Raw genomic sequence first — 19,649 nt, 5'->3', positions numbered from 1 at the left:
TGTGACTTCACGTTAAGCGCCTGCGGGGTTCGGGTCAAACGGGAAGTTCTTGTCGATACCCATCACTTCCTTTTATCGAAGCCGCAGCAAAACTTACCGTCAGTCGACCACCGTCTCTTTGAGCGCCACCAGCGCAGCCGCCATCGCCTTGAGCTCCTTGCGCAGCACCTTGCCGGTCGGCGTGGCGGGCAGTTCGCTACAGATTTCGATGCGATCGGGGGCCTTGTAGCTCGACGCAAGCGCCCGGCAATGCGCGCGCAACTCTTCGCTCGTCACGGTCGCGCCCGGTGCCTTTACAACGAACGCGACAATCATCTCGCCTCGTTCAGCGTCGGGTACGCCCGCCGCGCCCGCGAGCGCGACGCCCTCGTGCTGGCGCAGAATTTCTTCGACTTCGGCGGGGGCGACGTTGATACCGGCACGCTTGATCATCTCGGTATTTCGTCCTATGAATTGCAGGCTGCCGTCTTCCGCGATGCGGCCTATATCGCCCGTTCGCAGATAGCCATCGGCGGTCCGGCACTCCGCATTCAGCGCTTCGCTCCTGCCCGTGTAGCCGGGCGTGACGCGCCCCGCCACTTCGATCATGCCGGGCTCGCCAGGCGCCACCGGCGCGCCGCTTTCCGCGTCGACGATGCGCAGCCGCACGCCGGGCAGCGGCGGCCCCTGGCAGTGCTTGCGCTCCTCAAGCGGCGTGTGGTGCCACGTCACACAGCAGTTGCCGTAGGTCTCCGTCTGTCCGTACACGTTGCAGATTTCGCGGATGCCGAGCACGTCGGCAGCGGTCGCGACGTCCTGCGCGCTGCCGATCGTCAGGCCGGTGCGCAAACTGCGGGTGCGTTCGCGTGAGAACGACGGATGCGTGACGAGCGCCGTCGTGGCCGCCGGCAGCGTATATAGCGCGGTGCAGCGATGGCGCTCGATCAGATCGAGCGCGCCAGCCGGTTCGAAACGACTTTGCAGTACCAGCGTCGCACCGTGCGTGAAGGTCGCACACATCGCATTCGCCGAACCGTACGACCAGAAGAGCGGCAGACTCAACAGCACGCGATCGTCGCGGGTATACCCCTGCCGTTCGCCAATGTTGAAGCCGTTCTCGATCACGTCACCCTGGCTCAGCCGAACCGCTTTCGGGAACGACGTCGAACCGGACGTGTAGAGAATGAACGCGTCGTCTGCTGCGCTGGCGCCGTCGCCGGGCGGCGGCAACGTGTCGAGCGGTGCGACGTTGCGGCAGACCTCGGCGTACGGCCATGCTCCCGCAAGCGCATCCCCGCCCACGCTGACCAACTGTTGCAGTGCGGGACAAGCCGCGCTGCGTACCACGCCGGGACGGCCGTCGGCGAGGCCCGGAATCAGCGCGGCCAGATCCGCGGCGTAGTCCTGGTCGCCGAAGCGGTCAAGCGTGAACAGCACTTTCAGGCCCGCGTCGCGCAGCAGGAAATCGAGTTCGCCGCGTTTGGACCACGTGCTGACGGGTATCGTGACCGCGCCCAGCAGCGCCACGCCGAAACAGATCTCGATCCACTCGACCCGATTGCTGAGCAGCAGCCCGACACGGTCGCCCCGTACCACGCCGAACGACTTCAGGCATGCCGCGACGCGCCGTGCGCGGGTCTCGAGTTCACGCCAGCTGACGAGCTCGTCGTTAGTGATGACTGCGGGGTGGTCCGGCGCATGGGCCGCCATTTCGCAGAGAAGATCGAACAGGTTCCTGCTTAAAGGTGCTCGCATCATAAAACTCATCTGATGAAGTGATTGCCGTTGTGAACGCATCCTGCTGATGCTCACGCTTCGATGTTGTGGCGACTCAGGCTCCGGAACCGGCGCCCGACGCCGCACCCACCGCGTTCAGATCCTCGCGATAGGTTTCCCGCGACTTCAGGGCGACGATAAAACTGACGACACAGAACAACGTGCCGAACGCGATCACGTACTGCGCATGCGGCACGCCGCCGCCCGCGGCCAGCAACGCACCGGCGATCAACGGTGTGAAGCCGCCCCCCAGCGCGCCCGCCAGCTGATAACCGAGAGAAGCGCCGGTGAACCGCGTGCTGGTCGTAAAGAGTTCTGTGATGAAGGCGCCGAGAGGGCCGAACATGAAACCGTGGGCAAGGCCGGCGAGCGCGAAGCCGAGCACCAGCATGCCGTTGTCGTGCAGCGTCGCGAGATAGAGCAGCGCGGAGATATTGGTTGCCATCAGCACGGCGGCGGCCATGAATACCGGCCGGCGGCCGACCTTGTCGGACAGCCAGCCGCCGCAGAACATACCGATCACCTGGCACAACGCCGCCGCAGTCGCCGCATTGAGCGCAATCACGCGCGGGAAGCCGGCCTGCACCGAATAGGCGATGCTGAACGGGCTGATCAATGCGCTGATCACGAACGGTCCGGACACCATCAACGCGGCCTGCAACACCTGGCGCCATTGCGTCTGCAACACCTGGGCAAGCGGCAGACGCGGCGCTTTGCGCTGCGCCTGGTCCTTGCGTTTCTGTTCAAGGAACACCGGGCTCTCCGAAATGCCGAGGCGCATCCACAAGCCGATGACGATCAGCAGCACGGCACCGAGAAACGGCAGACGCCAGCCCCAGGAGAGTAACTGCGCTTCCGGCAGCCGCGATACGAGCCCGAACGCCGCCGTGCCGAGCAGCAGGCCCGAACATTGGCCCATACCGATCACGCAACTCCACAAGCCGCGCTTGCCGGGCCCCGCGTGTTCGAGCGTCATCAGCAAACCGCCGCCCCATTCGCCCGCCACAGCAAGCCCCTGCAGCATCCGCAGCGCCATCAGCAACAACGGCGCCCACAGGCCGATCTGCGCATAGGTGGGCATGATGCCGACCAGCATCGTCGAGATGCCCATCAGCACGATGCTCGAGATCAGCATCTTCTTGCGGCCGATGCGGTCGCCGAAATGGCCGTAGATCACACCGCCGAGCGGCCGGATCAGATAGCCGATCGCGATCGTCGCGAACGCGACCAGCGTGCCACCGGTCGAGCCCAGCTGCGGAAAGAACAGCACATTGAACACCGACGCGCTGGCGATGCTGTAGATGAAGAAGTCAAACCATTCGACGGTGCTGCCGACATAACTCGACATGACGACCCGGAGGCCCAACCGGCGCTTCGCGTCCGCTGAATATTCATCGCCCGGCGCAGCATACCCTGCCTGCAACGTGTGCTCACTGCTGTTCGCTGACATGACGTTCTCCTCGACACTCTTGCAAAAGCCGCGGCCACCGAACCTTGGGTTCGCACCGCCGCGCGGATGGTTGGCACTCAGAACTTGTGACGGATCGCAACGCGCGCGAGGTACTGGTTGACGCTGCTCGAGGCGGCCATCGGATAGATCCGCGCGACCGTTGCATCGCCTGCCGCGCGTTGATAGACACCCATCAGATACACATCGGTGCGTTTCGACAGGAAGTAGTCGAGCACCAGGTTGAACTGATGCCAGCGCGGTTGCTCATCCGTCAGGTCGACATTGCCGCGCGTGAACGTGTAAGCGCCGCTCAGCCGCAGGAACGGCGTGAAGTAATAGGACCCGTCGAATTCGAAGTTGTCGAAGCGCACATTCGAGGTCGGCATCTCGTACAGCACGTGCGAGTAGACGATCCCGAACATCGCGCCGCCGAGCGTGTAGGTGCCCGCCGCGGATGCGATCCATTCGTTCTGCACGCTGCCGGCAACAAAGGTATTTGCCAGAGAGGCATAGTCGGACGTAGTCCCGCTACCTGACGCGCCGACCGCGCCATTGGTGCCGGAGCCAGGATGATCGAGCTTGATCACACCCGCGCCGAGTGCGATCGCGCCGTTCGCGTAACCGGCACCAACGCTCCATGCATTGTTCTGGCTGAAGCCTCCGGCCGTATTGCTGAACGCGTACATGGCTTCGGCGGACGCGCCGCCAATGGTGGGCGTCTTGTACTTGACGGTGTTGTTGACGCGGTAGGTGTCCTGCAGATTGTCGTTATCGAGCGGATGGCCGCCGTATGCGCCCATGAATGCAACGAGGCTGATCGGCTGAACGTAGTCGACCACCGGATCGTACTGGCGCCCCATCGTCAGCGTGCCGTAGTTCGATGCGAGCCCAACATACGCCTGCCGCCCGAATAAACGACTGCCCTGGCTCATCGTGCCGTTGTTGACGTCGAAACCGCTTTCGAGCCGGAACACCGCTTTCAGGCCACCGCCCAGATCTTCAGTGCCGAACACGCCCCAGCGGCTACCCTGCATCACGCTGCTCGCAGCCGTGTAGTTGCGGCTGCCGCCCTGGTTACTGTTGAACGTCAAGCCCTCGTCGATCAGGCCGTATAGCGTGACGCTGCTTTGCGCGTACACCGTACCCACCGAACTCGCCAGCAGTGCCGCCAGCAGATACTTTTTCATTGCGTCATCTCCGTGATTCTTTTTGTATGGTCAAGGCTTTGCGGGCGTACGAAGCCCTGCCTGCCGCGCAGGACTTGGCGGTGCGGTTCGTACCCGGGTAAATCCAGTGATGCGGATGCGCGGCGAGCCGAACGCCCGCCACCCTATCGCCGCTACCGCGTTGCGGCGATCATTCCGGCTCGAAGCGGAAGTCGAGCACGTCGCCGGTACGCTCTTCCGAGAAGCGCGTCATCACGCGGCGGCCGATTTTCAATTGCTGCGCCGCCGCTTCGCCGTCGCTCAGATCGACGCCGGTAAAGAAGCCGCCGATTGACGTATCGGCACCGTCCAGTTGCACATAGCCGAATGCATACGGCGGATCGGGCAGGTTCTGGAACGGCTCATAGACGATCGTGAAGCCGGTGATCGTGCCGCCGGGGCCGACTTCAACCCAGTCGGTGGTCGGCTTGAGCGTCTGGTCGGAAAACGCGCGCGGCGGCACCAGCACCTTGCCGGTTTCCGCGCAGCGGCGGCCGTAAATCTTCGCGTTGTCGCGAATCTGCACGTAAAACCAGCTGGCGGTTTCGCCGAGCGCGTGGTCGTAGGTGATGTTCCAGTTTTCCTTGCGTCGCAGAAGTTCTGTTGCCATGTTCGTGTCTCCTCTCAAGCCTCAATAACCATCGTTCCGAAAATCTGGTGATCGCCGCCGTTGCCGCTCGCGACGCCGCGCCTGGCGCCCGCTGCCTGGTGGCCGCCGGCCCTGCCCCATACCTGCAATGCAACTTCGGCGGCGCGCACCATCGCCGTCACCGCAATCGCGTTGGTGCACAGCGTGCCGCCCGACGGATTCACCGGCACCTTGCCGCCGAGTTCGAAGTAGCCTTCGCGCATCAGTTGAACCGACTCGCCGCGTTCGCACAGATGCGCCGCGTCGATCGCATGAAACTCCGTGTTGCTGAACGGCGAATACAGTTCGGCGACGTCGATCTGCGTGCGCGGATCGGTGATCCCGGCCATCTGATAGGCCCGGTCGAAGGCGCGGGACAAGGCGAATGCATCGGCATGGTCCGCGACCGGGTTCGACGCCATCCGGTCACCCAGCCAATAAGTTTCGGCGCAATGCGCCAGACCGGTAATCCACACCGCGTCGAGATGGTTCTCGCGGATATAGCGCTCGGACGCGAGCACCATCGCGGCGCCGCCGCTCGATTGCGGGCAGCAGTCCATCAGCTTGATCGGCCACGAGATACAACGCGACGCCATCACGTCTTCGATGCTGACTTCCTTGCGCAGATGCGCATTCGGATTGCGCGCCGCATGCTTGCGGTTTTTCACGGTGACGCGCGCCATGTCTTCCTGGGTCATCCCGTAGCGGTCCATGTAGCGCACCGCCGACATCGCCAGCATGTTGATCGTGCCGAGCGGCAACTGACGTTCGTACGACGGGTCCCAGATCTTGTTGAGCACGGTCTGCGAATCGCCACATTCGCCGACCTTGTCGGCGCCGGCGGTCAGCACGACATCGCAGGCGCCCGAGGCGACGTGGTAATACGCCGAGATCACGCTCGAAATACCCGTGGCGCCGCCCGTGTTGATGCGCAGGAACGGCTTGTTGCGCGCGCCCACCGCGTCGACGCCAAGACGTTCCGCATTGCCGATGCCAACCATTGCATCGGGCGAAAGCGAGTAGACGATCGCTTCGATCTGCTCGAAGTCGAGCTTCGCATCGGCCATCGCGAGCACGACGGCCTCGCGGACCAGATCCGGATAACTGGCATCGTCACGACGCGGCTTGAATGCCGATTGCCCGATGCCGAGGATGCCAACGCGTTCCTGTCTCATGCCGCCACCTCCTGTTCACGGCCGAACACGATCGCCGCCTGGTATTGCATTGCAAAGCCGCTTGCCGCGTGTGCAAGACCGCAACGCACGTTGTCGATCTGATGTTCGCCCGAGCAGCCGCGCACCTGGTTGGCCACTTCGGCGATGCGGATCAGGCCGGTGCAGAAGACCGGGTTGTGCGTCAGCACGCCGCCCGATGGATTGACCGGCAGCGCCCCGCCGCGCAGGAATTTGCCGGCGCGGATCTGCTCGGCCCATTGCTCGCGGCCGCACAGACCGAGCGCTTCATAGGCGAGCAGTTCCGCGTAAGGCGTAGCGTCGGTCACTTCGGCGACGTCGAACGCGGCGGCCGGGTTTGTAATGCCTGCTGCCGTGTACGCCTGTTGAGAAGCACTTTCGAGCGCCGGCGCACGGCCCAGTTCGCGATCGCCGAGGAAGCCGGTTTCAGTGGCCCAGCCCATGCCGCGCACCCATGCAACGTTCGCAATGCCGCGCTCTTCGACGAATTCCGGCGACGCGAGAATCATGGCGACGCTGCCGGTCACCGGCTGCGAGGTCATCGATGCCGCGAGCGGCCAGCGCGCGAACCCTGCTGCCGGCCGCGTCTTCGGATCGGCCTGCTCGCCGTGGTGGCGGTTCTTCGCTGCGACGCGCGCCGCGAGATCCCGCACGCCGGGCACCTGTGCCTCGAGCGTGGCGGCCTGCAATGCATGCGCGGACAGTTCGTCGAGCGGCAGGATGCGGTGAAAGTACGGATCGGCGCCGAGCCGTTCCGCTTCCGACAGCGACGACGCTTCGGTCGGGCTCCACGACACCACCAACTGTGTGCGGTAGTGACCCGAGGCGACGCGCAGCGCGCCCATCACGAAGGCGTGCTCGGAAGCGGAAGGCGTCGACAGGATGTCGCGATCGACCCCGCCCACCGGGCCTGAGGCCATCATCACCGAGATCGCGCGGCCGTCGAATTGATCGTTCGACGCAACCACGATGCCGTCGATGTCGTCGATGGTGAGACCGGCGTCGGCAAGCGCCAGTTGAACCGTGTCGTACATCATCTCTTCCAGCGAACGGTCCTGTCCCCTGATGACCGGGCGTATCGCGCAGCCGATGACGCCGGGCTGAACCTTGTAAGTCATATGAGAGTCCCTCTGGTTAATATGAAACAGTCGACCGGTGCCCGTCGAAGCAAGCCGCGAATGCCGGGTCGGCAGTCGTCTTCGACGGGCCGCGCACGGCGGGTGGAACGCCGTCGATCCACGCGGGAAACAACACCTGCAAGTCGTGATGCGGACCGCGGCGCAGCAGATGGCGTGCGACGTGATGCGGCGTTTTGACCGCCTCGCCGAGATCGAGCACGGGCGTCACGCAGCAATCGGCCGGAGCGAAGCGGTCCATGCATTCGGCCGCGCTCAGCGTTGCGAAGAACGCGTCGAGCTCGCCGATCAATGCCTTTTGCGGCAGAGGATCGCGATGGCGCGCGAGCCATTCCGGTTGATGCGCGGCTTCGCAGAACGCCTGCCAGAACTTCGGCTCGACCGCGCCGAGCACCACGTGGCGCGCATCGCGCGTCCGGTAGATCCGGTAGTAGGCGGCGCCGCCATTCAGATAGGTCTCGTCCGCTTGCGGCGACTCGCCCGACACGCCGAAGCCGGCCAGCGCGAACTGCTGCAACAACATCGGCGTATCGGCGAGCGCGAGGTCGATGAAGCAGCCGGCGCCGTCAACATTGCGACGGTGCAGCGCGCCGAGAATCGCAATCGTCGCGAACAGCGCGCCGCTCACATCGGTAATGGGCGGATCGAAATAGCGCGGCGGGTGGCCGTTGCGATGCAATACGCCGGCAGCCGCCAGATAGTTCGCGTCGTGGCCGGCTTCACGTGCAGCCGGGCCGCTCTGGCCGTAGCCCGTCAGCGCGCAATAGACGAGCCGTGGGTTGCGTTCGGCGAGCACCGCGTAATCGAGGCCGAGCCGCTTCATCACGCCGGGGCGGAAACCTTCGATCACCACGTCGGCCTGATCGGCCAGATGCAGGAATGTCGACACACCTTGCGGCGATTTCAGATCGAGCCGGCAAATCGTCTTGCCCGCATTGATCGCCGCATGGAACACCGGTACGTCCGCAGCATCGCGCGGGCCGAGTTCGCACATGCCGTCGCCGCCGGGCGGCTCGATCTTGATCACTTCCGCGCCCATGTCGGCCAGCAGCAGGGCCGCCATCGGTCCGGGGATATAGGCGGACACGTCCAGCACGCGTACGCCTTGCATGAATGAATTGAAGCGGGACATTGGCGCGCTCCGTTACAGCACAGCCGTAGGCGCGAGCGGACTGCCGGTCGCGCCGACAATCGGCAGCGCGCTCGCCATCAGCAGGAACGTGCTGCGTTTGCGCGATGCGATCTCTTTCAGGCTCAGGCCTTCGAGCAGCGGCACGCCGTAATCGCGGATCAACCGTTGATGCACCGGGAACACCTCGCCGGCGGGAAACGGCAGGACTTCGATTGCGTAGTTGTCCGCACCGATCAGTGCAACGTCGCGCTCGGCGAGCCACAGCGCCGCTTCCACGTCGATGCCAGGTTCGATATCGAACGAGACATCCGTCACGCCCGCCCGGCTTTCGAGCCAGCCTGTGCGGATCAGCACCGCGTCGCCACGGCCTATCTGGACGTCGGCAGCAGCGGCCGCTTCGAGCAGATCGGCGCGACCGATCGAGTAGTCGGCAGCGAGCGGCTTGCCGCGCAACTGCACGAAATCGAGCAATACGGCGCGCGTGACGATCGGCGGCATCTTGTCGACCCCGAGGCGGCTCGCCCCGCTCGTGCTGCGAATCGAGTTGCCGGCAAAGCCGTTGTAGAGTTCGTCGTCGTACCATGCGTGGCACAACGCATCGATGTGCGTGCCGATATGCAAAGGCATCACGACACTATCTTCGGAAAACTGGAAACCGCCAGGACGGCGCCCGCCCGCTGCATAATCGCCGCCATCGCGATTCATGAAATGCTGCAGGCCGCAGCGGTGTTTCGGGCCGGGTGTCTTCGACGAAAGCGGCTGCGCGAGGCTCACCACTTCACCCGATTTCACCAGCGACACGGCGCGCCGGACTTCGTCCGGGCCAATCAGATTAAGTGCGCCGCGCTCATCCTCCGCACCCCAGCGCTTCCATGCTTCCTTCATGTCCCGTCCACCTCTTGATTTGACGTAGTCCGGTAATGACGCTGTGTCGTTGCACAACGTTATCTCCGTGAACACACGTTAAGAGCCGGGGCCTATGAGGGTCAAACGGGAAGTTCTTGTCGATATCGATAAGATTTGGCGTGACTACGCTGGAAGCACGCAGCGGCAGGGCCTGGCGAGTTCCTGCGCCTGGCGTTCAATGGAGGGGGCAGGGACAACCCTGTGATGAAGAAGCGCGCTGTCGCGCCGCAGTATCGGCTGCGCGGGAAGCGCCTGAACGTGCGAACGGACGCAACAGATGCGATGGGTGAAGCTACGCTTCCTGCGAGTCGATAGGCGGCAAACGTGTGACTTCGACGACGATCTGCGCGATGTCGGCCACGGCCGGGTCGATACTTTCGGCGCGTGTGGCCACGAAGAAACGCAGTGGCCGCAGTTGAGGATCCGGCAGGAGCGCCCGCAGCGTGCCCGCTTCGAGGTCGGCGGCGACAAGTTCGAGCGGCATCATGCAGATGCAGATGCCCGCGCGCACCACGTTGAGCATCGTCGACAGGCTGTTGCAGTAGTTGATGGTTGCGGGCGTGACAGCTTCATCGGAGAACCAGCCCTGCATTACAGCGAAGGTACGCGCATCGCGCGACAGCGAAATGATCGGGAGCGTCGCGAGATCGCGGGGCCGCACGCTGTTCAGATCGCCGAGCAGCGCCGGCGCGCCCACCCATACGAAGTTCATCGCACCGATCGGCACCAGCTTCGTATCCGGATCGTCGACCGGGCCGCCGACCACCGCGATATCGATCAAGCCGCGCTCCAGCTTGCTCAGCAGATTCGCGTTCAGATTCACATCGAATTCCACGTCGAGTCCGGGGTAACGCTCCTTCAGCCGGTTGATGATGGTGATCAGCGAGCGCATGGCGATCACCTCGCCGACGCCGATGCGCACCAACCCCTGCCCGACCACGAGCTTGCCCGCCGCGACCCGCAACCGCGCCGCTTCGGCGACGACACGCTCAGCGTGCGCGAGCAACTCGCGACCTTTGAGCGTCAGCGTGACGGTACGGCCAATGCGCTCAAACAGCAACACGTCGAGCTCGCTCTCGAGTTCGCGAATCCGTGACGACACGTTGGCCTGCGAAGTATGAAGATATTCGCCGGCGGCCGCGAAGGTGCCCAAACGGGTGATCCAGTAGAACGTTTCGAGCTGTTGTATGTTCATCGGTCACTGTCTCCTCGTGATCGCCGCCGCGCGCATTCAATAGGACTGGAGCGTCGTCCGCGCCCATCAAGCGGCATGATGCACTAACTGACAGGCGTGGCATGATCGAACGGAGGCAGTGTTTTCCCGTAGGAAGGACGGCGGTTGCGACGAACCGATTGAGGCATTCAGCGCAATGTAGATGAAGTGAGCCCTATCAAATCGACCATGGCATTTCGCGCTTGACGTCGTGGGTTTCGGCGGCATTATCGCGATCCCGGCACCCGCGCACTCCTTGATCTGATCCAGGTTTCGCATCTGTTCGCGTAAGCGCGTGATCTTGTCCTGCAATCGGGTCGTCTTTGCTTCCAGCTCAGCGGGTTGCGTACGATCGGCAGTCTCCAGCGCGTTCAGATACCGCTGGATGCTCTCCTCGATCTGCTTCTGGCGCTTATCGACCTTACCTTCTGTGAAGTTTCGATCGCGAGTGTTGACTGCCTTGAACTTGCTACCGTCGATGGCAACGAGCGCTTGCGAGAACAGCTTCAGCTCACGGCATAAGACGACGAAGCGGCGACATACGTTGCGGATGCCGGTACCGTTGTCACGGCGGAAGTCAGCTACGGTCCTGAAGTCCCGTGCCAAACGGCCGGTGAGCCACAAACGCCTCGATAATCCTGACCGGATTGTCCTCGGCGACGAAGTCATCGAGGCACTCTGGAAGCAGCGTCATCTGCTTGCGATTTTCACTTTCTATGAATCGCTTCATCCGGTCATCCAAGCTGAATGAGTTAATCCAGTTTAGGCGATCGTGGCGTTTTCACAGGCTCAACCCGTTAGAGTCGCTCAGAACGCGTTTCCTGCTGTCCGCTTTCGCGGCGGCATGGGTCCGTTCGCCGGCGACTCATCAGCCCCGCACTACTTCACAGGCTTTATGGGCACGATGTCCACCACCTGGTTAAGGGGCTCCGTTTCGTCTGGTTCGATGATCGCAGTGAGACCAGTCTCCGATCCAGCATGGCGTTCAAATAAGGCTAGAAGTTCAGGGCACATCCCGGTCCGTTTATGGGCACGGCGTCAACCGTGAAGGCCAGTCCTTGGGCGACGGGCAGTTCAGCGCGGAACCCGCATCAATGAACAAATTGCCCCAACCCCAGTCCGGCGCCCGCGGCAACGAGCCATATCGGATTGAAGCGGGTCCGATATGCCACTACTGCCGTCACGATTGTCAGGACGATCCGTCCGACATTCACGTCGATTTCCTGGGCGAATACATACGCGGCGCAAGCAAGCAGGCCGACCGTCACAGGCGCGAGACCCCGCCGGATCGCCGTGATAAGCGGCGAACGGTTGCGCCGCTCGACCCAGTCGCTGACAAAATAAGCGACGAGCGCCGAAGGAATGATTTTGGCGAACGTCGTGACCAGCGCACCGGCCAGGCCCGCCGCCTGAAATCCGATCAACGCCACGGCCATGCCGTTCGGCCCCGGAGCCGCCTGGGTGATCGAAAAGAACGTGACGAACTGCTGATCGGTCACCCAGTGCCGCGTATCCACTGCATAACGCTGAATATCCGCAAGCGTCGCATTCATCCCGCCAACCGCGAGCAGCGACCACAGTGCACTATGAAGGATGAGATCGCCGAGCGTTGTCCACATCGTGCTCATTCCTCGCGGCGTGTCGCAACGCCAGCCCGAATCGCGCGCCACATCAGCCACGTGCCGAACGGACCGAGAACGGCGAGCACGAGCAGCAACGGCAGCTTCAGGATGCCGATCGCGACGAAGGTCGCCAGCACCAGCGCCGCATTGCGCAAATCGCGTGACAAGCTCGCGATCAGCTTGGCGACAGTCGCGATCACGAGACCCGTCGCAACCGGCATCAAGCCTGCAAGCAGATGCGCGGTTACCGGCGCTTGGCCCCACCGTGCGTAAGCGTAGCCGAGGCCGATCGTGAAAATGGTCGGCGCAAGATACAACCCGCCGACCGCCACGACCGCGCCGGGCGCGCCGCGATACTGACGGCCGAGTATCGTTGCGATATTCGACACGTTCGGTCCCGGCAGCAGTTGCGCAAGCGGCAGCATCTCGGCGAACTCGCGATCAGTCAGCCAGCGGCGCCGGTCGACTAGCATGCGCCTTGTCCACGGTAGCACACCGCCAAAACCGGTCAAGCCAATCATGAAAAAAGCACCAAACAGACGGCTGAGCGTCGGCCGCGGCCGCGTGAGCGCCGGGTTGTCGTGCGGCCCGGCAAGCGGGTTGCCGACAGGGTCAAGAATCGGTACTGTCATCAGCGAGTCCGCTCGGGGCAGTTCGTTGGCTGTGCGCCGAAGGATAGCTACAGCGCAAACCGGGAACGCAGCCTCTCGCGTGTCCCGGTCCGCGTCGCCACATCCTCAGATCTTCGCTGTTTCGTAGGTCGCCGGATGGAAGATTTCTTCAATGGACAACAGGCGCTTCGACAGGCCCTGCGAATGGTGATGACGCAGGAACGTCTCGAGCGTGTTGCGGTTGGCAGGTACACCGTACGGCCAGTGGTCGTTGCCGAGCAGTTCTCGTGCGGCCTTCAACTGCTCTTCGACGAACGGCAGTGTCACTTTCGTGGCCGACGTATCGGCCAGCTTGTCGAGCGCAATCTGTTTGGACTGTTCGAACGCTTTCAGCACAGCGGCCGGCAGCCACGGATGCGCCTCAGCAAGCGTCTTGCGAATGCCGACCACGTGCATGATCGGGAACACCTGCGTGCGGCGATAGTAGTCCTTCGCGGCCTCGGTCGGATCGGGGAATAGCCAGCCGACGTTCGGGTTCTTCCCGGCGCACGACGGCGGGCGCGGCGCCATGAACGCGTCGATGTCGCCTCGATCGAGCATCGCCGAAATCGTGTCGTCCTCGGGCGCTGCCTCGAGACGGACGTCGGGCGGCAACTGCAGCTTGATCTTCTCCGGCCGGCCCGGTTCGTCGATGCCGCCGCGTACCCACGTGACGTCTTCCGGCTTCACACCGAAATCGTCTTCGAGGATCGCGCGCGCCCACACGTTCGCGGTCAACTGGTATTCGGGCAGGCCGATACGTTTGCCCTTCAGGTCCTCCGGACGTTTGATGCGATCGGTGCGCACATAGATCGACGTATGACGGAACGCGCGCGACAGGAACACCGGTACCGCGATATACGGGCAGGTGCCTTCCGAAAACTTCACGGTATAGCTGGAGAACGACAGTTCGCTGATGTCGAACTCTTCGTTACGGAACGCACGAAAGAACATTTCTTCGGGCGACAGCGTCATGAAGACAGGATCGACGCCGTCTATCTGGACCTGACCGGAGATGAGCGGTCGGGTGCGATCATAGTCGCCGGTGGCGATGGAGAGATTGAGTTTTCCGTTCATGATGGATTGGCTAACGAGTAAAAAACGCGGTTCGGCGCAGCACGGATTGCCCGCTGCGCCGGAAGGTAAAAGCGCCGCTCAGTTCAATGCACGAGATTGCGATGAACCTTGCGCCGCAGGAATTCGAAGTTGACGGCGAACTGCTCAGGGCGCGTCACGGTCTCGTGCAGCCGCTTGACGTCTTCGTCCGAAAAGCCTTCGCCCACGCCACCCGCCGCTTGCGTCAGCAACTGGATCTGGCAGGCGTTTTCGAGCAGCAACGCGAGCACGACAGACTCCTCGATCGAACGCCCGGTTACGGCGACACCGTGATTGCGCATCAGCACCGCCTTGCATTGGCCGAGCGCACGCGCGACACCGGAGCCCATATCCTGGGTGCGGATCAGATTCATTGTGTCGGTGTAGTAAGGCACGCCGTCGGCGAAATGGCAGCTCGGCTGACTGATCATCCTGAGCGGCTGCCCGGTCGCGGACAGCGCGACCGCATGCGTCGGATGCGAGTGGATCACGCTCATCACGTCGGGGCGCGCCCTGAGAATCTCCGAATGAATGAACACCTCGCTATGACGCCGCCCCGCGCCACCCACCTTCTCACCGTCGAGATTGCACACGACGATGTTTTCCGGCGTGATCTCGTCGAAACCGTAGCTATGCGGTTTCATGAAGAAGTGAGTGGGGTCGCCCGGTACGCGGATCGACACGTGGCCGCGTGTCAGGTCGCCCTGGCCTTCGGCTTCGAGAATGCGGCCAGCGTCGATCAGTTTCTGTTTGGCTTCGTCTGCGTTCATGGTGTGCTTGCGCCTTTTCAAGGAAGGTGGCGACCTCGCCGATTGCCGAGCGCCGCCGGGAGGTCAGAACCGCCCGCCCACAGCGGCCTTGGCTTTCGACAGCAGCGGCGGCGGGGTTTTGTACAGTTCGTCCAGCAACTGGTCGATACGCTCGGGCGGCACGGGCCGCACTTCGAGACCAAGACTCTTCGCTTCGGCGAGGAACGCCGGGTCTTTCATGGTCTGCGCGAACGCGGTGCGCAACGCGGCGGCACGTTCAGGCGGCAGGCCCGGCGGCGCCGCAAACGGGCGTGCAAATGCCTGGCTCGCCACGATCACTTTCAGCACCTGACGCGTTTCGTCGTTCGGCGCGAGGTCGATCAGCAGCGGCACGTTCGGCAGATCAGGATGTTTTTCGAGCGCCACCTGCACAAGGATGTTGATCTTCTTGTCCTTGATCCAGTCCGGATGGCGAACCAGAATTGTGCTCCACGAGGTTCCGCATTCGCCGTCGATTTCACCGCGCTCCATGGCAAGCGCGGTTTCGTTGCTGCCGGGATAGCCCGTGACCAGCTGGATTTTCGCGTTGAACAGCGTCTTGATCGTCGAGGCCACCACGTCGGGATCGGAGCCGGCGCCCTGCCCGCCCATCCTTGAATCCTTCGTGACGAGGTCCTGAAACGTCTTGATCTTCGAGGTCTTCCACGTGAGGCACAGGCTCACGTCGCTATTGATACTGCCAAGCCATGTCAGCTTGCGCGCGTCGAAATTCGCTTCGCCGAGCAGCGGCTCCTCCGGCATCGTGCGGCCGAACGTGCCGAACGTGGATCCATCTTTCGGCGCAACGCTATACAGATAGTTGACCGCTTTCAGACTGCCGGCGCCGGGCATGCTCTGCGGCGTGATCGTCGGTTTTCCCGGCAGATAATTGCCGATGTATTTGGCCAGCAGTCGCGCGTACATGTCGTAGCCGCCGCCGACCGAATAGCCGATCGTCAGATTGACGGTGCGGCCGCTATAGAAGCTCTGCGCGGCTTCCGCCGCATAGCCGCTTGCAGGTAAGTAACATGCCGCCGATAACAGCGCAAAGGCGGCTGCGCCCGCGACGCGCAATAGGGAGCGCGGCCAACGTGACCCTGAGCCGCACTGCAGTGGCGATCGAAAAGACTGTGGCAGAAAGATCCTCATGGTTTGTCTCCGTCGATATCGGCCGATTTCGCTGCGAATTCGCAGCGCCGGTATGGTTGTGTGATGTTCGTTTGAATGGCCAGTCTGCTCATATCAGACCTCCGAGGCTTCGCAGCGCCGGCACGAAATCGCCCAGCAACGATGGCGGCCAGGGCGTCGCAAAGATCAGATCGAACACGAGCCATAACGCGACTGTCATCGCGATCGACAACAGCAGCGCATTGCGCCAGCGCTCGCCAAACTCGAAGCGCGCGAGCAGCAACATCATCAGAAACAGCGCGGGCAACAGGCCGATCAGATACGCGAGGCCCAACGCGCCGCCAATCACCAGGAAGAAGCGGAAGCCTCGCGCGCGAACCGTCGACATCGGCAGGACAGGGCCGCCGAAGGGATCGTCGTCGAGCGCCGCTAAAGGGCCGCGCGCCGCGGCGGACGTTGCCGCAACCGTGCGGTTCAATGCGAGATCCCGGCTCGGCTCGGCAGCCGACTGCAGCGGCAACGGCTGGGCATGCGCTTGCATGGCGGAGGCCGTCGCGGGCACCGCCGTCGGCACGAACTCGCGCGTCGGCACGTCACGCGCACCGACCTGACCGACCAGCACGAGACAGGAGAAGAACAGCGCGGCACACGCTGCGGTCATCGGCATCAGCTTCGCGCCGAAGGCCCAGTCGGACGCCGTCCAGATTGCCGCGACCACCGCAACGATCAGCGCAATCGTGAAGAGCGAATGATGGTCGAGCCGCTTGATCCGGAAATGCAGACCCGATGCGAGCCGGCCCTGCTTTGCCGCGCGCCGTAGTCCCTTGAGCGTCGGACCGAGCACGACCCAGAGCGCCGCGAGCAGCACGCCGATCACGATCGGCCGCGTGAATAGTTTGACGCCGTAGATCTCGCTCGAAATGAAGTAATAGCGCTCGAAGATGCTGCCAAGCACGAGCCCGAGGATCAGCGGCGGCCGAGGCCAGTTCAACCGCTTCATCACCCAGCCGACAAAACCGAACAGCACCATCGAGCACAGATCGCCCCAGCTCTGGCTGGCGTTGAATGCACCGAGAAAGATGATGCCGAGCACGAGTGGAATCAGTACGCCGACGCGCACCGTCGCGAGCTTCGAAAACAGGCCGCTGCCGAAGAGGCAGATCACCGCGCCCATGATGTGCGAGATCGTCAGCGTCCAGATGATTGCGTAGGTCACATCCAGATGCCTGGTCAGCATCTCCGGACCCGGCGTGAAGCCGTGCATGATGAAGGCGCTCAGCAGCAGTGCCATCGACGCGCCCGCCGGCATGCCGAACGCGATCGTCGGAATCAGATGGCCGCCTTCTTTCGCGTTGTTTGAACTCTCCGACGCAATGACGCCACGGATGTCGCCCTTACCGAAGTTCTCGGTGTTCTTCTCGGTGCGAATCGCATGGCCGTACGCCATCCAGTCGATCACCGCCGAGCCGAGCCCCGGCACCGCGCCCAACAGTGCGCCAAGGCCGCTGCAGCGTAAAACCAGCCACCAGTTGCGCCCCGCATCACGAACCCCGTCCCACTGACTGCTCGGCTTGCCGTGCACCGCGCCGTCGGCGCGCGAGATGCCAGTGCGCTCGATCGCCATCTCGGCTAGCTCGGGCAACGCGAAAATGCCGAGCGTGACAGGCACGAGGGGCAAGTGATCCCACAGATAGAGCGATCCAAACGTCCAGCGCAACGTACCGGTCTGCGGGTCCGAGCCGATCAGCGACAGCATCAATCCGAACGACGCCACCGCCAACCCCTTGATCGGCGCCTTGCCGCTCAGCACCGCGACCATTGACAGACCAAAAATGCATAAGGCGAGCAGTTCGGCCGAGCCGATATACAGCACGACAATGCGCAAGACAGGAATCGTCACCGCCAGCAGCAGCGCGCCGAAGATGCCGCCCGCGAGCGACGACGCATAGCCCGCGCCGAACGCGCGCCGCGCTTCCCCGCGTCTCGCAAGCGGATGTCCATCGAGCACGGTCGCGGCCGCCCCGACCGTGCCCGGCACGCCGAACAGCACGGCGGGGATGAAGTCGGAGACCGTCGTCACCGCGGCCATGCCAAGCAGCAGCGCGAACGCGGTATAACCGTCGAGGTGATAGGTAAACGGAATCAGCAGTGCAAGTCCGACGATCCCGCCAAGACCCGGCACGACGCCCAGTGCGAGCCCGAGTACCACACCGCCCAGCATGATCGCGAGGCGCAACGGATCGAGGATCATCGTCAACGCATGAAACGCGGCCGCACCCATCAGCACACCCTTCTGTCAGTCAGATCTCGCGCCACCAAGCCACGTTTCGTATCCATGGGGTTGTCTCCGGTTCGCGTCCGTTTGAGTCATCGGACTGTATTCTGGGGTACTGCGTCCGCGCGCGCCGCCTGCCTGCACGCAGGCAGGCAAAAGCAGACGGTTCACAGCGCGGTGGGCATTCGGTACGCGCAGCTACTCGTAAATCGCCACGAGATCCTGTGCGATCGGCGAGTACTTCGCGTGCGTGCGCAGCATGAAACTCGCGAAGCCGTCGCTGTTGTGATGTTTCTTGCGTTCGTTCGGCAGATCAATGCGTTCGTTACGCGACGCATCACGCACTATCCCCATTGGGTCCTCGCCCTGCTCGACCTTTTTCATTTCCCGGCGCAGCACGCGCCGGTAGAGCGCGACGCCCTGATCGGTCGCGCCAAGATTCTCACGCGTGCGATCGGCCACCTTGCCTTGCGTGATCCACGCCATCATGTCCTGACCATCGACGTTATCGACGATAAATTCGCCGTGCTCGTCCCTGAACGGCACGTCGTACACGTGAACACGCTCCTGGAGATGCTTCGGCACCTCGGCGTCGTTCGGTGGGATATACGCGTTGTACCAAAGGTGCAGCGTCTGCTCGTCGTCGACCGGAACGCGGATCTGGAACGAGTAGTAGCGCGACGCCTCATCGCCATTGCCGACTGCCAGCATGTTCGGAAACACGATCGGGTGGCCAATGCGCCAGTCGTCGGAATCCTCCGAATGCCCGGCAAGCAGCCGATGCTTGGTGATGCCAAACTCGAACTCATTGAACGCGATCTTTTCGTGCTTCGCGCTGATCGCCACCTTGATGCCTTCCTGCTCCTTCTGGAATTCATAGTGATGACCATGCAACCACTCGGTGTGAATCGGATCGAGCGAGTTCTCCATGATCTGCAGCCAGTTGATTGGCAACAGCGCGCGGCCCATCATCCGGATCGCGCCCGGTGCGATGAAGCCGTCGAAACGCGGCAACAATGGGCGCGGTTCCGGGCCCATGTACGCGAACAGCAGGCCGCCCAGTTCTTCGACTGGATACGCATCGGTGGCGACCTTGTCGCGGAACGCGCAGTTGTCCGGCTCGTTCGGCTGGCTCAGGCACTTGCCCTCCACGCTGAACTCCCAGCCGTGATATGGGCAGCGAATCCCCTCTTCGGTTGGAATGCCGTGTGCGAACGACGCGCGCCGATGCGGGCACTGCTCCGCGATCAGCCCGAGTTGCCCCTGACGGTTCCTGAAGAGCACCAGGTCTTCGCCGAGCAGGCGCACGCGTTTGGTCCAGCGATTCTCGAGTTCGGTCGCGGCGCCGATCGGCTGCCAGTAGCGACGCATCAGGTTACCCATTGGCGTTCCCGGTCCAACTCGCGTTAAGGTTTCGTTCTGTTCAGCCGTCAGCATGGTTTTTGCGTCCCCAGGTTTTCAATGACGTCGGTT

16 protein-coding genes and 1 pseudogene are annotated in these 19,649 nt (G+C 63.0%); all 17 read right to left on the bottom strand.

Features of this window, described 5'->3' with window-relative positions; genetic code table 11:
- Positions 1-99: 99 nt before the first annotated feature.
- Positions 100-1,734 (bottom strand): class I adenylate-forming enzyme family protein, encoded by a 1,635-nt coding sequence (locus tag PQQ86_RS07555; protein WP_408265604.1) that lies wholly within the window; start codon positions 1,732-1,734, stop codon positions 100-102.
- A 76-nt stretch (positions 1,735-1,810) separates the two neighbouring features.
- Complete coding sequence (locus PQQ86_RS07550; protein WP_408199175.1) at positions 1,811-3,205, bottom strand: MFS transporter; 1,395 nt, start codon at positions 3,203-3,205, stop codon at positions 1,811-1,813.
- 77 nt (positions 3,206-3,282) lie between these two features.
- Positions 3,283-4,392, bottom strand: a complete 1,110-nt coding sequence (locus PQQ86_RS07545) for a porin (RefSeq protein WP_408265603.1) — start codon at positions 4,390-4,392, stop codon at positions 3,283-3,285.
- A 169-nt stretch (positions 4,393-4,561) separates the two neighbouring features.
- The gene (locus tag PQQ86_RS07540; RefSeq protein ID WP_408265602.1) at positions 4,562-5,020 is read right to left on the bottom strand and encodes a Zn-ribbon domain-containing OB-fold protein; all 459 of its coding nucleotides are present in this window, start codon (positions 5,018-5,020) and stop codon (positions 4,562-4,564) included.
- Between the two features lie 14 nt (positions 5,021-5,034).
- Positions 5,035-6,213, bottom strand: coding sequence for a thiolase family protein (locus PQQ86_RS07535; protein WP_408265601.1), 1,179 nt, complete (start codon positions 6,211-6,213; stop codon positions 5,035-5,037).
- Positions 6,210-7,349, bottom strand: a complete 1,140-nt coding sequence (locus PQQ86_RS07530) for a thiolase family protein (protein WP_408265600.1) — start codon at positions 7,347-7,349, stop codon at positions 6,210-6,212. The genes PQQ86_RS07535 and PQQ86_RS07530 overlap by 4 nt, the downstream gene beginning before the upstream one ends.
- Before the next feature lie 16 nt (positions 7,350-7,365).
- Positions 7,366-8,499 (bottom strand): CaiB/BaiF CoA transferase family protein, encoded by a 1,134-nt coding sequence (locus PQQ86_RS07525; protein ID WP_408265599.1) that lies wholly within the window; start codon positions 8,497-8,499, stop codon positions 7,366-7,368.
- A gap of 12 nt (positions 8,500-8,511) precedes the next feature.
- Positions 8,512-9,384: a cyclase family protein gene (locus PQQ86_RS07520; protein ID WP_408265598.1), complete on the bottom strand. Its 873-nt coding sequence runs from the start codon at positions 9,382-9,384 to the stop codon at positions 8,512-8,514.
- Between the two features lie 313 nt (positions 9,385-9,697).
- Positions 9,698-10,600: a LysR family transcriptional regulator gene (locus tag PQQ86_RS07515; protein WP_408265597.1), complete on the bottom strand. Its 903-nt coding sequence runs from the start codon at positions 10,598-10,600 to the stop codon at positions 9,698-9,700.
- A 273-nt stretch (positions 10,601-10,873) separates the two neighbouring features.
- Positions 10,874-11,348: pseudogene (locus PQQ86_RS07510) on the bottom strand (transposase); the annotation flags it as partial.
- Positions 11,349-11,709: 361 nt separating this feature from the next.
- A complete protein-coding gene (locus PQQ86_RS07505) occupies positions 11,710-12,237 on the bottom strand; it encodes a chromate transporter (RefSeq protein WP_408265596.1) in 528 nt (175 codons plus the stop codon).
- A 5-nt stretch (positions 12,238-12,242) separates the two neighbouring features.
- Complete coding sequence (locus PQQ86_RS07500; RefSeq protein WP_408265595.1) at positions 12,243-12,872, bottom strand: chromate transporter; 630 nt, start codon at positions 12,870-12,872, stop codon at positions 12,243-12,245.
- Between the two features lie 105 nt (positions 12,873-12,977).
- Positions 12,978-13,967 (bottom strand): ABC transporter substrate-binding protein, encoded by a 990-nt coding sequence (locus PQQ86_RS07495; protein ID WP_408265594.1) that lies wholly within the window; start codon positions 13,965-13,967, stop codon positions 12,978-12,980.
- 83 nt (positions 13,968-14,050) lie between these two features.
- Positions 14,051-14,755 carry a class II aldolase/adducin family protein gene (locus tag PQQ86_RS07490; RefSeq protein ID WP_408265593.1) on the bottom strand — a complete coding sequence of 235 codons (705 nt, stop codon included), beginning with the start codon at positions 14,753-14,755 and terminating at the stop codon, positions 14,051-14,053.
- Between the two features lie 63 nt (positions 14,756-14,818).
- A complete protein-coding gene (locus tag PQQ86_RS07485) occupies positions 14,819-15,922 on the bottom strand; it encodes a Bug family tripartite tricarboxylate transporter substrate binding protein (protein WP_408265592.1) in 1,104 nt (367 codons plus the stop codon).
- A gap of 88 nt (positions 15,923-16,010) precedes the next feature.
- A complete protein-coding gene (locus PQQ86_RS07480; protein WP_408265591.1) occupies positions 16,011-18,182 on the bottom strand; it encodes a tripartite tricarboxylate transporter permease in 2,172 nt (723 codons plus the stop codon).
- A 192-nt stretch (positions 18,183-18,374) separates the two neighbouring features.
- On the bottom strand, positions 18,375-19,559 hold the full coding sequence (locus PQQ86_RS07475) for a Rieske 2Fe-2S domain-containing protein (protein WP_408265590.1): 1,185 nt from the start codon (positions 19,557-19,559) through the stop codon (positions 18,375-18,377).
- Positions 19,560-19,649: the final 90 nt, after the last annotated feature.

Source organism: Paraburkholderia sediminicola, from assembly GCF_046026675.1.
GTDB classification, from domain to species: domain Bacteria; phylum Pseudomonadota; class Gammaproteobacteria; order Burkholderiales; family Burkholderiaceae; genus Paraburkholderia; species Paraburkholderia sediminicola_F.
The sequence above is the reverse complement of the archived record's forward strand: the minus strand, read 5'-3'. Positions and strand labels throughout refer to the sequence as shown.